Here is a 13,735-nt window from a genome sequence, read left to right on the forward strand (position 1 = left end):
GAGATCGTTGTGAGTAGCTCTAGGCACTGGATCAAATCGCAGCACGTTTGGCGCGAAGCGCTCGGCAGGTTCGAGCCGGCGGCGGTCGCCGTCGAGGGCGACCGAATCGCCGCCGTTGAGCGGCCAGACGCCGTGCCCGCCGGCGCGACGCTGCGCGACTTCGGCGACCGCTGGGTGATGCCGGGCCTGTTCAACACGCACGTGCATCTCGACTTCAGCGCCAGCAAGACGCCCCTGCGCGACTTCGAGGCCGAGGATCCGTCCGAGCGGCTGTTGCGCGCGGCCAAGAACGCCAACACGCTGCTCCTGAGCGGCGTGACCACCGCGCGCGACTGCGGCTCGCAATGGCAGACCCTGGCGCTCGCGCGTCGGCCGGACCTGAGCCCGGTACCGCTGCCGCGGCTGCTCATGTCGGGGCCGCCGATCACCGTGCCCTACGGCCACCTGCATTTCATGCATGGCATTGTCCGCAACGACCGCGACATCTACGCCCACATCGCGCGCATCCGGAAGGACGGGGGCCGCAGCGTCAAGGTGATGATCAGTGGCGGCCAGATGACGCCGGGCTCGAAGCCGGAGGATACGGTGTTCGGCCAAGACGACCTCAACCTTATCACCGGCGAGTCGCGCCGGCTCGGGCTGCCGAGTGTGGCGCACGTCCTCTCTACCGAGAGCGTGCGCCGCGGCGCCATCGCCCGCTTCGACAGCCTCGAGCACTGCGCCTATTTCGACCGGCACGAGGATGGACGCCTGTACCGGAACTACAACGCCGATGTGGCCCAGACCGCACGCGACAACGGCTCGGCGATGATGGCGAACCTCTCGACCGCGATGCCGGGATTCGATGCGATCTACGCCAAGGCTGAGAGCGACCGCACGCCGCTCGAAAAACATCAGGTCAGGCAGTTCGAAACGATGGTCGAGAATTTCGGCAAGATGCTGAAGCTCGGCATTCCGATGGTCTGCGGCAACGATGCCGGCGTCAACGACACGCCGTTCGATTCGACCTGGATGGAAGTCGACTGGATGATCCGCGGCGGGCAGTCACCGGTCGAGGCGCTGCGCTCCGCCACCATCGGCTCAGCCAAGGCCCTCTTGATCGACGAAAGCGTCGGCCGCATCGAACCTGGCTATTCGGCCGACATCATCGCCCTCGCGGGCGACCCGCTACAGGCGGTGAGCGCGCTCAAATCCCCGCTCTATGTGATGCGGCAGGGCGAGGTCGTCCTCGGGCAGGCAGGTGTGGCCGCGTGAGCACTGAGCCCCACAGCGCACCGCTGCTCTCGGTCCAGGATCTCGAGACTTCGTTTCGCGACGAGTACGGCGACTGGCTGCCGATCGTCCGCGGGGTGAGCTTCGACGTCGGCGCTCACGAGACCGTGGCGCTGGTCGGCGAATCCGGCTCGGGCAAGAGCGTCACGGCGCTGTCGATCATGCGGCTCCTCGAGCGCTCGCTGGCGCGTACCTCCGGCCGCGTGATGTTCGCCGGCCAAGACCTGCTGGGCCTCCTCCCTCAGGCGATGCAGAAAATCCGAGGCAATGCGCTCTCGATGATCTTTCAGGAGCCGATGACCAGCCTAAACCCGGTGCTCACCATCGGCGACCAACTGACCGAGGCTCTCACCTGGCATCGCAGCATGTCGCAGGGCGAGGCGGAGACCGAGGCGCTGCGACTGCTCGACAAGGTCCGCATTCCGGCCGCGCGCGAGCGCCTGGGCGACTATCCCCATCGCTTCTCAGGCGGCATGCGGCAGCGCGTGATGATCGCGATGGCGCTGGCTTGCAAGCCGAAGCTGCTGATCGCAGACGAGCCGACGACGGCGCTCGACGTCACCATCCAGGCGCAGATACTCGATCTCCTGCGGACGCTCCAGGCCGAAGAACAGATGTCGATGCTGTTCATTACGCACGACATGGGCGTGGTGGCCGAGATTGCCGACCGCACCATCGTCATGCGCCAGGGCGAAATCGTCGAGGCGGGAACGACGGTCGACATCTTCGCCCGGCCGCAGCATCCCTACACCAAGGCCCTGCTGATGGCGGTGCCACGGCTCGGCTCGATGGCCGAGAGTGCGCTGCCGATGCGCTTTCCGCTGGTCGATCTCGCGACCGGCACCGCCAGCGCGCCGCGGCCGGGGTTGCCACCTGCCTCCGGCAAGCCGCCGGTGCTCGAGGTGCGCAACCTCACGACGCAGTTCGACGTGCGAGGCGGCGTGCTCGGGCGGCCCGTCGCAGCGGTGCGGGCGGTCGAGAACGTCTCGTTCGATCTGATGGCGGGGGAAATTCTCGGCGTGGTCGGCGAGTCCGGCTGCGGCAAGTCGACCATGGGCCGGTCGATCCTGCAGCTCGTGCGGCCGCGCGGCGGCAGCGTCAAGGTCAACGGCTGCGAGGTCGTCGGATTGGGCGGTACGGAGCTGCGGCAGGTCCGTCGCAATGTGCAGATGATCTTTCAGGACCCCTTCGCGAGTCTCAACCCGCGGATCAGCGTCGGCAAATCGATCGCCGAGCCGTTGGTCGTGCATGGGCTTGCCTCGCCGCGCGAAGCTACCGATCGGGTCGCGGACTTGCTGAGGCGGGTGGGCCTCAGTCCCGATCTGGCCCGACGCTATCCGCACGAATTTTCCGGTGGCCAGAAACAGCGCATCTGCATCGCCCGCGCGCTGGCCCCATCGCCCAGCATCATCGTCGCCGACGAGGCGGTTTCGGCGCTCGATGTATCGATCAAGGCACAGGTGATCAATCTGATGCTCGACCTGCAGGAGAGCCTCGGGATCGCCTATCTCTTCATCTCGCACGACATGGCGGTGGTAGAACGAATCAGCCACCGGGTGGCGGTGATGTATGCTGGTGAAATTGTCGAGATGGGGCCGCGTGCGGCAATCTTCGAAAACCCCCAGCATCCTTACACGCGCCGGCTCCTCGCAGCGGTGCCGGTGCCCGAGCCGGGACGCCGCCGCGACATCCGGCCATTGAGCGCCGACGAGCTGCTCAGCACGGTGCGGCCGCTCGACTACGCTCCGCCGCAACGGCGCTACCGGGAAGTCTCCCCGGGGCACCTGGTGCACGAGACCAACTGATTTCCAACCAAGAGAGTAGGCAAAGATGATTCAACGCATCCAGGCGGGTTCGCGGATGAGCCAGGCCGTCGTTCACAGCGGGCTCGTCTATATTGCGGGCCAGGTCGCGAACGATCCGAAGGTGGGCATCGAGGGGCAGACCCGCGACGTGCTGGCCAAGGTCGATGCTTTGCTGCAAGCGGCGGGAACCGATAAGTCGAAGCTGCTGTCGGTCAACGTGTTTCTGCCGGCAATCGTCGACTTCGATGCGATGAACTCGGTCTACGACCGGTGGATCGATCCGCAGAATCCGCCGGTGCGCGCCTGCGTCGAGGCGCGCCTCGCGGTGGCTGATCTGCGCATCGAGATCACCGCCATCGCCGCCGTCTGAAGCGCCGCGGCGACGGCATCGACCGAAGCTCACTCGCGACGCAGGGCGGCCTCCCCGTAAGGCACGTTGCGCTGCCCGTAGCGCCGCACGCGCACATTGGCCTGTTCGGCGTGACCGACAAACCCTTCGAGTAGGCAGAGGCGCGAGCGGTATTCGCCGACCATCGCCGACGCCTCGTCGATGACGACGCGCTGGTAGGTCACGGTCTTGAGGAACTTGCCGACCCACAGCCCGCCCGTAAAGCCCGGCGCCTTGCGGGTGGGCAGCGTGTGGTTGGTGCCGATGACCTTGTCGCCGTAGGCCACGTTGGTGCGCGGCCCAAGAAACAACGCGCCGTAATTGGTCATGTTGGCGAGGAAGTAGTCCGGGTCCGCGGTCATCACCTGCACGTGCTCGGAGGCGATCTCGTTGGCGGTCCGCAGCATCTCCTCGTTCGTATCGCAGACGATGATCTGGCCGTAGTCGGCCCATGCCTTGGCGGCAATGGCGGCGGTTGGAAGAATCTGCAGCAGGCGGTCGATCTGCACCATCGTCTCGCGCGCCAGTTTCTCCGAACTGGTCAGCAGGCTCGCCGGCGAGTTAGGCCGTGCTCAACCTGGCCCAGCAGGTCCGTGGCGCACAGCACGCCGCCGAGGCAATAGATCGCGTCGGCCCCGGCAAGGTGCTGCGCGGCGACGATGGCGGGCGCCGGCTGCCCGTGGAAGGGCGGGGCGACGGTGATGACGCGAGGAATCTTGGCGACGCGTGCGGTGATCACCGACATGTGGGCCGAGGCGAGGAGCGCATACTTTGCCGCCGAGCACGTAGCAGCCCACTGCGTTCACCGGGATGTTCTTATGGCCGAGCACGACGCCTGGCAGCGTCTCGGTCTCGACGTCGGTGATCGTACTCCGCTGCACCTCGGCGAAGCGTCGCACCTGCGCCTGCGCAAAGCGGATGTCGTCGAGCGGGTCGTTACCGACAAGCGCAAGACTTGCCTCGATCTCGACCGTGCTGAGCCGGAAGTCCTTACGGTCGTAGTTGTCGAAGCGCCGCGATAGCTCGTGCACGGCGGCGTCGCCGCGCTTGCCGACGTCCTCGAGGATGGCCGTCACGATGGCGCGAACGTCGCGGTCGCGCTCGGTCGTATCGACGGACGGGGCGGCGGTTTTGAGGGAACGGATCATGCAGCGTTTTCTTCATTGGTAGAGACGGCAATCCATTGCTGCATCCGGATGCAGAATTCTGTTGCATCCGGATGCAATCCTTGCTTATCTCGCTCTCGAAGACGGCGCAGGTGATGCCTTCGTCGAAGGAAACAGGGGTGCATTCGGTGTTTAGGATTCTCTTTATCGAATGCATGCAGGAGATTTCCTCCTTCAACCCCGTGCTTTCCTCCTACGATAAGTTCCGGATCGACCGCGGCAATTCGATGCTGCAGCAGCGCGGGCTGAACACCGCGGTGGGTGGCGCGCTCCAGGTGCTCGAGGCCGCTAGCGATGTCGTCGTGGTTCCAGGCTTCGGCGCTCGTTCCGACAGTGCCGGACCGCTGGCCGCGGACAGCTGGGCGCGGCTCTCCTCGGATATCTTAAAAGTGGTCGACCAAAACGCGGCTGAAATCGACGGCGTGTATCTCTCGGTACACGGCGCGATGGGCGCCGAGAACGAGCTCGACCCAGAAGGCTACCTAGCCGCCGAAATTCGCAAGCGCATCGGTCCAGACAAGCCGATGGTCATGTCGCTCGACCTGCACGGCATTCTCACCGCCAGGATGATCGAGGCCACCAATGGCTTTGCCATCTACTACACATATCCGCACCATGACTTTGCCGATACGGGCGCGCGGGCCGCGCGGCTGCTGCTCAAGCTGCTGCGCGAGCGCACTGCCACCAATGTGGTGCGCGTCACGATCCCGGCGCTTGTGCGTGGTCATGAGCTGATCACCGAGACAGGCATCTACGGCAGGTTCCTGGATGAGTGCAAAGCGCTGGAAGACAGCGGTGAGGCGCTCGCCGCCGGGCTGATGATCGGCAATCCGTTCACCGATGTGCCCGAGCTCTGCAGCCAGGTAGTGGTCGTCACCGACCGAGATCCGGCGGCTGCGACCGCGTTCGCCGAAAAGCTGGCCGCAAAGTTCTGGGCCAATCGCGACATCATGCAGGCGCACATGACCTCGCTGGAAGATGCGATTGCGGGCGCCAACGCGGCCACAGGCTCGGTGTTGTTCAGCGATGCCGCCGACGCGCCGTCCTCGGGCTCGAGCGGCGACTCCAATCTTCTCATCAAGGGGCTGCGCGACGCTGGCTTCACTAAGAGCGTGCTGGCGCAGATCGTCGATCCGGCCGCCGCGGCAGCGGCCCACAGGGCGGGCGTCGGCGCGACGATCGAAGTCGATCTCGGCGGTGCGCTCGACAGGAAGCGGTTCACGCCGATGCGCGTCAGCGCGCGGGTCAAGCTCCTGTCGGACGGCAAGTCGCGGCTCGAGACCATGAAGATCAGCCTCGACGCCGGGCCGACCGCGGTGCTGACCTTCGAGAACTTCACGGTCGTGGTGTTCAGCCAGTCCGTCAGCCTGTTCGACCGCGCGATGTACTACTCGAACGGCATCGACCCGGTCGAATATGACGTCATTGTGCTGAAGTCGCCGCATGCCGAACACCACATGTACGACGCGTGGGTCGAGAAGAACTATGTCGTCGATGTTGCAGGGTCCACGTCGGCCAACCTGCCGACGCTCGGGCACACCGTCGCGGCTCGACCGATGTTCCCGCTTGATCTCGGCGTGACCTATGCGCCCAAGGCCCAAATCTACCGCTCGACGCTGACGCCGGACGCTAACCGCGACGGAGCCGCCGCCTGAGCGGCGCGAGGAAAATTCTCATCGGCCGAACCGGCCGCCGAGTTGAACAGGGAGAGACGACAATGAAGACCACCTGGTTTGACGTGCATCGAGTATCTTTGGGCCTGTCGGTGGCGATGCTCGCCATCGGCGCCGCTGCCGCGCCGGCCATCGCGCAGGACAAGAGCCTGACCTTCTCGGTGATGGCGTCGGGAACCTACGACAAGGCCGCCGAGGCGCTTGCAGCCGACTTCCAGGCCAAGACCGGTGCCAAGGTCACTGTCGCTGCGTTCCCTTGGGCGATCTTGCGACAGAACAACATTACAGATGTCGTCACCGGCACCAACCAGTACCAGGTGATGAGCGGCGGCTTCTACCTCGCCGATATCTACCAGCATTTCGTGCCGCTTGATGACTACATCAAGAAGGACAACATGACGAATGGGCTGGTCCAGGGCCTCATGGACCCGGGCCGGTCCGAGTACTTCAACGGCAAGCAGATCGGCTTCCCCTACGGAACCGACGTCTATGGCGTGATGGTCAATGACGACCTGCTGAAGCAGGCCGGCGTCGATGCAAACTTCAAGACGTGGGACGATTTCCTCGCGGCCTGCAGCACTATCGAGAGCAAGGACGCTGGCGTCGCCTGCTTCTCACACCCGACCGGCAGCCCAGAGCAGATCAGTGCATTCTTCACCGGCGACTATGACGGGACCTACATCGACAAGAATGGCCACTATGCCCTCAACGTCGACAAGGCTGTGGCCACCGGCAAGCTGATCGCCGAGCTCTGGAAGCACTTGCCCAAGCAGGGCAACGCCATGTCATTCGACGAAGCCAACGCTGCGTTCCGCGACGGAAAGGCGGCGATGCTGGTGACGTGGCCGTCCTTCGCCAACGCCTTCCTTGACGCTGATGGCAGCCCGATCAAGGGTCACTGGCACCAGGTGTCGTTCCCGGGACCGGGCTTTCCGCAGCTGAGCCAATGGCAGCTGTTCATGGTCGACTCGGCGCCGGACAAGGATCTCGCCTGGGACTGGATGAAGACTTTCGCCGGTCCGCAGGCTGCCAAGGCCAACTACGAGAAGTTCGGCATTGGCTCGCCGTGGCAGGCGCTCTACGACGATGCGGACCTCAAGGCCAAACACCAGCACGACTGGCCGGCCAAGCTGGCCGACCTGCCGCGCGCGCAGAACCTGGTGCTGACGGGCGAAGCGTTGGACTTCCTTAACAATACCTTGCAGGACATCGCCAACGGTCGCACCTCGCCGGAAGATGGCGTGGCAGCTATCAACGCGGCCTGGGCCAACTTCACGGTGCCGCAAACGCTCGCGGACGTGGCCGTCAAGGTCGGCGCCGTCGAAAAGTAAGCTGGTTCCTCCCCGGCTATCGCGCGGAGGGGCCTCGACTCCTCCGCGTGCGTTAACAACGTCGGGTCAGTGAAGGCATGCAGCTCTCGCGAACAACATGGGCGATTGCCGACTGGCTCGAACGAAAGATCGGCGAGCGCGGAATCCTGCTAGCCTTCATGCTGCCGGCGATCGCCATCATCGTTATCGCGCAGTTCTACCCGCTCATCTATTCGCTCTGGATTTCGTTCGTCGACTGGACGCTGACCAAGTCCATCGAACCGGGTCCATTCGTGGGTGTCGCCAACTATAGCAAGATGGCCACGGACAGCGTGCTGCTGCAGACCATCGGGCGCACGTTCGTCTTCGCCATCAGCAGCACCGCGGCGAGCGTCATCATTGGCTTCATCCTCGCCTACTTCACCGTCGGCGAGCGACCGGCGGTGCGCATTGCCCGCACCATCCTGATCCTGCCGATGGTGATCGCACCGGTGGCGGTCGGCACCATCTGGCGCATGATGCTGAGCGCCCGCGTCGGGCCGATCAATGACATGCTGCGCGGCATTGGCGTGCCGGCGCCCGACTGGCTCGGCGATCCGCGTCTCGCCGTGCTGTCGATCATCATCATCGACGTCTGGGAATGGACGCCCTTCGTTTTCGTGATCTTTGCCGCGGCGATCTCGTCACTGCCCTCCGAGGTGCTGCGCGCCGCCGAGGTGGATGGCGCGACGCCGCTGCAGATCCTGTTCCGCATCGTGCTGCCGATGTTGGCGCCGGTCGGGCTGCTGGTGGTGATGTTCCGTCTGCTGGATGCGCTGCTGACACTCGACATCGTGTTCACCACAACCTTTGGTGGACCGGGCTTTGCCACGCACACGCTAAGCTTCTGGATCTATCAACAGGGCCTGCGCTACTTCAACATCAGCTACGCGGCGGCGATTTCCTGGGCGACGATGCTCGGTTGTCTCATCCTCGTCATTGGACTGCTGGTCTGGCGCGCCCGTATCTCGCGCTGGCAGCAGGCGTGAGATGAGCGCGATGGATCACTCCACTGACACTCTGCTCCGCCGCATCCCCGTCGTTGCAATCGTGCTGATCGGCCTCTTCGTCACGCTGGCGCCGTTCTTCATCCTGTTCGGCAACAGCCTTAGGCCGGCGGACGAATTCCTCAGCGAGAACGCCACGTTGTGGCCGAGCCATCTGACCTTCGAGTATTATGCGAGTGTGTTCGGCGCCAACAGTGCGACGCTAAAGATCCTGTTCAACTCGATCATCGTCACCACACTTACCACTATCGTTTCGGTGAGCACCGGCTGCCTTGTCGCCTACGGTCTCGCGCGACTGAAGTTGCCGTTCCGCCTGTCGACCATCATCGGGCTCACCTTTCTCGTCGTCCGGTTCTACCCCAAGATCACCATTGCCATTCCATACTTCGTGCTGATGCGCGACCTCGGCCTGCGCGACACCTACGCAGCAGTGGTCATCGCGCATGTCAGCATGACACTGCCAGTAGTGGTGTGGCTGATGTTGTCGTTCTTCGAGGAATTCCCTCGCCAACTCGAGCAGTCCGCGATGCTGGACGGCTGCGGCGTGCTGCGACGGTTCTTCTCGATAGTGCTGCCGCTTACCTTGCCGGCGATCGTCACGGCGGGGCTGCTGACCGCGTTCTTCTCATGGAACGAGTTTCTGTTCGCATCGGCAGTCGGGCCGCTCAACGCCAAGACGCTGCCGGTCGCCATCTCGGCCTTCATCACCGACAAGGGGACCTCTTGGGGACCGATGTCGGCGATGGGGACCATCATCGTGCTGCCGGTCGTCGTGCTGGCCGTCATCGCGCAACGCTATCTCGTCCGCGGTCTCACCGCCGGCGCCGTGAAGGGGTGACATGGCTGGTCTGATCCTTAGAAACGTCTGGAAGAAGTTTGGTGCGGTGACAGCCGTGCGCGAGCTCAACCTCGAGATTCGTGACCGCGAATTCGTCTCGTTCCTGGGCCCCTCGGGTTGCGGCAAGACGACCACGCTCAACATGATTGCCGGGCTCGAGAGTGTTACCAGCGGCGAGATCCTGATGGACGGCCAAGACCTGACGAAGGTACCGCCGCGCTCGCGCAACCTCGCGATGGTGTTCCAAGGCTACGCGCTCTACCCGCACATGACGGTCGCCGACAACATCGGCTTCGCGCTCAAAGTGCGCAACATTGAGAAGGCCGAGATCGATCGGCGCGTCGCCGACGCGGCCGAGCGGCTCGAGCTCAAGGACATGCTCGAGCGCTACCCGCGCCAGCTTTCCGGCGGACAACGGCAGCGCGTGGCGCTCGGGCGAGCTTTCGTGCGCGATCCCCACGTCTTCCTGCTCGACGAGCCGCTGAGCAATCTCGATGCGGTGCTGCGGGTGCAGACGCGCGTCGAGCTCAAGCGGCTGTTCTCTGAGCTCGACACCACCGCGATCTACGTCACGCACGACCAAGCCGAGGCGATGACGATGAGCGATCGCATCGCGGTGTTCAGCCGCGGCGAGCTGCAGCAGTTCGCGGCTCCGCTCGATATCTATCGCAACCCGGCCAACCGGTTCGTCGCGACATTCGTTGGCAGCCCGCCGATGTCGGTGTTTCCCGGTACGTTCGAAGACAGTGGAAACCTCAAGTTTCTCGGTGCGAGCGTGCCGGTGCCGGATCAGGTGAAGCCGCGGCTCCGCGCCGACGCGACCTACGATGTCGGTCTCCGGCCCGAGGATGTCAGCGTCGGCGTCAGTGGCGACGTGTCGGTGCGCGTCGATTTCGTCGAGCATCTCGGCGCCATGACGATCCTTCACCTGTCGTTGCCAGGTGGGCGGCTGATCGCACAGTCGAATGCGGCCGAGCCAGCCAAGGCGGGCGATACTGTCTTTGCACGCATCAACCCGCGGACGTTGTATGTGTTCGATCCGGCAACCGGTGCTGCACTGGTGACGCCGGCGCTGATCGACGCGAACTGACGACGGAGGCGACCGTGGCATCAAATCGGCTGGCAGGGCTCAGCGCACTGGTGACTGGTGCGGGCGGCGGTATCGGCGGTGCCGTCGCGCAGCGGTTCGTGGCCGAAGGCGCCACTGTGATCGGCCTCGATCTCGGCGGGGAAGGAGTGGGGTTTCCCCTGCTGAGCTGCGACGTCCGCGATGCCCAGGCGGTGGAACGCGCCGTAGCCGTCGCGGCCGAGCGCAACACCGGTATCGACATCGTGGTGACGGCGGCGGCGCTCACCGGCGGCCGCGCGCTGTTCCCCGATGTCACCGACGATGAGTGGGATGCCTATCTGGCGGTCAACCTCACCGGCACCTTCCGCGTCTGCCGAGCCGTGGCGCGCGCGATGATCGCGCAGGGTCGTGGCGGCAGCATCATCACCGTTGGCTCGGTGAACTCCTTGGCGGCCGAGCCGCAGGCGCTGCCCTATGCCTCCTCGAAAGGCGGCATCGCGATCCTCACCCGCGCGATGGCGGTCGATCTCGCGCCGCACGGCATCCGCGCCAACATGCTGGCGCCGGGGCCCGTCGAGGTGCCTCGCAATGCTTCGCTGTTCCGCAGCCCCGGGTTCCAACGCGGCTTTAAGCAGATCGTGCCGATGGGGCATGCGGCCGATCCGGCCGACGTCGCCAATGCGGCGGTCTATCTAGCCGAGCCGGGGTCGAAAATGGTGACCGGCACGACGCTCTTAGTCGACGGCGGCCTAATGGCGCAAATCCCGCCGTTCGATCGCGGCGACTAGCGGACGGTGCGGTTCTGCACAGAGTTGCGCTGCACCAATGCGCCGGGCAAGACGCTCGAGGCGGGCGCAGGCTCATCGGGATTGCGGCGATTGAGCAGGCGCACCGCAGCCTCTACCATCTGGTCGACCGGCTGGGCGAAGGTCGTCAGCTGGTAAGTCGGCCAGGCACCCTGCGGGATGTTGTCGAAGCCGACGACAGAGATGTCCTCCGGCACGCGCAGTCCGAGACCGTACCGCAGCGCGTCCATGCCGCCGAGCGCCATGATGTCGTGCGCAAAGAAGATCGAATCTGGCCGCGAGCGCCCGAGCTCCAGCGCCGCTGCATAGCCACCCTCATAAGTGTATTCGCCGTCGACGCGCCCAAACAGCGGCACACCGGCTTCGGCGAGCTCGGCCTCAAAGCCCTCGGCGCGAGCATGGGTCGTTGCGGCATCGGGACTGCGGCCAACAAACGCCGGGCGCTTGTGCCCATTCTGCAGCAACAGGCGCGCGACGTCGCGACCGCCCGCCTCGTTGTCACAGACGACGCTAATCAGATCGATGCCGGGGATGGAGTAGCTGAACAGCAGGGCAGCCCGGCCGGTGTCGGTCCAGCGTCGTGCCATTTCCTGCGATACGGTGCCGGTCATGATGACGATGGCGTCGACGTTGTATTGCAGCAGCAAGTGCAGCTGCGCGTCGATCTGCTGGCCTGACGGGATGCTGGTCAGGAGCGTCTGCAGGCCCAGCTGCTGCAGGCGGCGCGCCAGCGGCTGCAAGATCGAGGCGTAGAACGGATTGGTCATATTCGCGACGACGATGCCAACAATACCGCTCCGGTGTGTCGACAGCGAACGAGCGATGACATTCGGCTGGTAGCCGAATTTGCGCGCCGCCTCGAGCACCTTGGCGCGCATCTTTGGCGAGATCGTCGCGCCGTCGCTGAAGGCGCGCGAAATGGTCGATTGCGAGATGCCGAGTTCCTTGGCGAGCTGCCGGCCGGTGAGGCGATCTGAACCCGATAGGAGGTCGCTGTCGTCGTCGCCGATGCTCATACTCCGCCCCTTATGCATCCCGATGCAGCATCAGCATTAGCCTAGCGGCAGACAAGCCGCCAAGCATCTTATGGAGGCTATCCTAGCAATCTCGAATGCATATTGCATCCGGATGCAATGTTAGGTTTGATGGGTTTGGTATAGAGAGGTCACATGCCCAAGTTCGATGAAAAAGACCGCGGCCTGAGACAGGTGATCAACGTCGCCGGCACCATGACGGTGATCGGTGCCTCGAGCGCGCATCCCGAAGCGATGGCCGCCGTTGCCGACATCCTGCCGCGCTTCGTGTGGATCGACGAGCTGCAGCGCGTCGCCAGCAAAACCATCGCGGGGGCGCTTGGCGCAGAGGCGGGTCTCGTCACCGCCTCGACCAGTGCGGCGATCACGCTGTCAATTGCCGCGACCATGACCGGCCTCGATCGTGCGAAGATCGCGCGGCTGCCCGACACGAGTGGTTTGCGCAACGAAGTGGTGATTCTGCAGGGGCATCTTCTCAACTACGGTGCTCCGATCGACCAGGCCATCCGACTCTCGGGCGCCCGCCTCAAGGCGATAGGGCAGGCAACGTCATCCACGGAGTTCGAGCTCGAGGCGGCGTTCGGCCCAAACACCACCGCAGCGCTGTACGTCGTATCGCATCACGCGGCGTCATATGGCATGATCCCGCTGTCACGTTTTGCCGCCATCGCGCACGCGCACGGCGTGCCGGTTATTGTCGATGGAGCTGCCGAGTATAACCTTCGCGGGTTCCTCGCGCAGGGGGCCGACCTCGCGCTTTATTCGGCACACAAGTTCATGCGAGGGCCGACGGCCGGCATCATCGCCGGGCGCCGCGATCTGGTGCGCGCGATCTATCTCCAGAACGCCGGCATCGGCCGCGGCTTCAAGGTCGGCAAGGAGAGCATTGCCGGGGCCATCGCGGCGCTCGACGCGTGGGAGCGCACCGACCACGCCGCGACCCGCGCACATGAGAGGTCGCTGCTCGACCACTGGACCATCGCACTCGCCAACCTTGACGGCGTGACGATCACCGTCGTGCCGGATCCAACGAACAACCCGGTCGACCGGGTGCGGGTCGCCGTCGATCCGGCACGTGCGGGGACGAGCGCCTGGGACATGAGTTCGGCGCTTGCCGCCGGAACGCCGTCGATAGCCGTGCGGGCCGAGGACCTCGAGCATGGCTACTTCGAGCTCGATCCCTGCAACCTCGATCTCGAGGAGGCAAGGATCGTGAGCGAGCGCATTGTTGGCGAGCTCGACGCCGCCCGCGCCGGACGGACTAAGTCCACGCCGTTTGCTGAGTGGCGGTCGCGGCAGGAAGAATCGATCTGGGACATCTAGGAGAG

The 13,735-nt window shown here is 64.7% G+C and carries 11 protein-coding genes and 1 pseudogene; 10 read left to right on the forward strand and 2 right to left on the reverse strand.

Annotated features, from left to right (window positions below):
* Nucleotides 1-9 precede the first annotated feature (9 nt).
* Genes BGO82_RS19330 through BGO82_RS19340 form a run of 3 tightly spaced genes read left to right on the forward strand, consistent with a single transcriptional unit; the run spans nucleotide 10 to nucleotide 3,447 of the window.
* Nucleotides 10-1,254 (forward strand): amidohydrolase family protein, encoded by a 1,245-nt coding sequence (locus tag BGO82_RS19330; RefSeq protein ID WP_291307257.1) that lies wholly within the window; start codon nucleotides 10-12, stop codon nucleotides 1,252-1,254.
* A complete protein-coding gene (locus tag BGO82_RS19335) occupies nucleotides 1,251-3,077 on the forward strand; it encodes an ABC transporter ATP-binding protein (protein ID WP_291307258.1) in 1,827 nt (608 codons plus the stop codon). The genes BGO82_RS19330 and BGO82_RS19335 overlap by 4 nt, the downstream gene beginning before the upstream one ends.
* A 25-nt stretch (nucleotides 3,078-3,102) precedes the next feature.
* On the forward strand, nucleotides 3,103-3,447 hold the full coding sequence (locus tag BGO82_RS19340; RefSeq protein ID WP_291307259.1) for a RidA family protein: 345 nt from the start codon (nucleotides 3,103-3,105) through the stop codon (nucleotides 3,445-3,447).
* Nucleotides 3,448-3,476: 29 nt separating this feature from the next.
* On the opposite strand, the pseudogene BGO82_RS19345 reads toward BGO82_RS19340, so the two are convergent.
* Nucleotides 3,477-4,613, reverse strand: a pseudogene (locus BGO82_RS19345) (histidinol dehydrogenase family protein).
* Nucleotides 4,614-4,693: 80 nt separating this feature from the next.
* On the opposite strand from BGO82_RS19345, the gene BGO82_RS19350 reads away from it, so the two are divergent.
* From BGO82_RS19350 to BGO82_RS19375, 6 genes are all read left to right on the forward strand, one after another.
* Nucleotides 4,694-6,286: a M81 family metallopeptidase gene (locus BGO82_RS19350; protein ID WP_291307260.1), complete on the forward strand. Its 1,593-nt coding sequence runs from the start codon at nucleotides 4,694-4,696 to the stop codon at nucleotides 6,284-6,286.
* Nucleotides 6,287-6,348: 62 nt separating this feature from the next.
* On the forward strand, nucleotides 6,349-7,635 hold the full coding sequence (locus BGO82_RS19355; protein WP_291307261.1) for an extracellular solute-binding protein: 1,287 nt from the start codon (nucleotides 6,349-6,351) through the stop codon (nucleotides 7,633-7,635).
* Nucleotides 7,636-7,712: 77 nt separating this feature from the next.
* A complete protein-coding gene (locus BGO82_RS19360; RefSeq protein ID WP_291307262.1) occupies nucleotides 7,713-8,642 on the forward strand; it encodes a sugar ABC transporter permease in 930 nt (309 codons plus the stop codon).
* A 1-nt stretch (nucleotide 8,643) separates the two neighbouring features.
* Complete coding sequence (locus BGO82_RS19365) at nucleotides 8,644-9,498, forward strand: carbohydrate ABC transporter permease (protein WP_291307263.1); 855 nt, start codon at nucleotides 8,644-8,646, stop codon at nucleotides 9,496-9,498.
* Nucleotide 9,499: 1 nt separating this feature from the next.
* Nucleotides 9,500-10,588, forward strand: a complete 1,089-nt coding sequence (locus BGO82_RS19370) for an ABC transporter ATP-binding protein (RefSeq protein ID WP_291307264.1) — start codon at nucleotides 9,500-9,502, stop codon at nucleotides 10,586-10,588.
* A 14-nt stretch (nucleotides 10,589-10,602) separates the two neighbouring features.
* Complete coding sequence (locus BGO82_RS19375; protein WP_291307265.1) at nucleotides 10,603-11,355, forward strand: SDR family oxidoreductase; 753 nt, start codon at nucleotides 10,603-10,605, stop codon at nucleotides 11,353-11,355.
* On the opposite strand, the gene BGO82_RS19380 is transcribed toward BGO82_RS19375, so the two are convergent.
* The gene (locus BGO82_RS19380; RefSeq protein WP_291307266.1) at nucleotides 11,352-12,389 is read right to left on the reverse strand and encodes a substrate-binding domain-containing protein; all 1,038 of its coding nucleotides are present in this window, start codon (nucleotides 12,387-12,389) and stop codon (nucleotides 11,352-11,354) included. The two genes, BGO82_RS19375 and BGO82_RS19380, sit on opposite strands and share 4 nt — an antisense overlap.
* Nucleotides 12,390-12,542: 153 nt before the next feature.
* Between BGO82_RS19380 and BGO82_RS19385 the strand changes: the two genes are divergently transcribed.
* The gene (locus tag BGO82_RS19385; RefSeq protein ID WP_291307267.1) at nucleotides 12,543-13,730 is read left to right on the forward strand and encodes an aminotransferase class V-fold PLP-dependent enzyme; all 1,188 of its coding nucleotides are present in this window, start codon (nucleotides 12,543-12,545) and stop codon (nucleotides 13,728-13,730) included.
* The last annotated feature ends 5 nt before the right edge of the window (nucleotides 13,731-13,735 follow it).

The sequence above is a fragment of the Devosia sp. 67-54 genome, assembly GCF_001899075.1.
In the GTDB taxonomy this organism is placed as follows: Bacteria; Pseudomonadota; Alphaproteobacteria; order Rhizobiales; family Devosiaceae; genus Devosia_A.

What these genes read in the sequence shown, in the direction of transcription:
- BGO82_RS19340 (WP_291307259.1), top strand. Translation starts at nt 3,103, where the DNA reads ATGATTCAACGCATCCAGGCGGGTTCGCGGATGAGCCAGGCCGTCGTT.
- BGO82_RS19355 (WP_291307261.1), top strand. Translation starts at nt 6,349, where the DNA reads ATGAAGACCACCTGGTTTGACGTGCATCGAGTATCTTTGGGCCTGTCG.
- BGO82_RS19360 (WP_291307262.1), top strand. Translation starts at nt 7,713, where the DNA reads ATGCAGCTCTCGCGAACAACATGGGCGATTGCCGACTGGCTCGAACGA.
- BGO82_RS19365 (WP_291307263.1), top strand. Translation starts at nt 8,644, where the DNA reads ATGAGCGCGATGGATCACTCCACTGACACTCTGCTCCGCCGCATCCCC.
- BGO82_RS19370 (WP_291307264.1), top strand. Translation starts at nt 9,500, where the DNA reads ATGGCTGGTCTGATCCTTAGAAACGTCTGGAAGAAGTTTGGTGCGGTG.
- BGO82_RS19380 (WP_291307266.1), bottom strand. Translation starts at nt 12,389, where the DNA reads ATGAGCATCGGCGACGACGACAGCGACCTCCTATCGGGTTCAGATCGC.
- BGO82_RS19385 (WP_291307267.1), top strand. Translation starts at nt 12,543, where the DNA reads ATGCCCAAGTTCGATGAAAAAGACCGCGGCCTGAGACAGGTGATCAAC.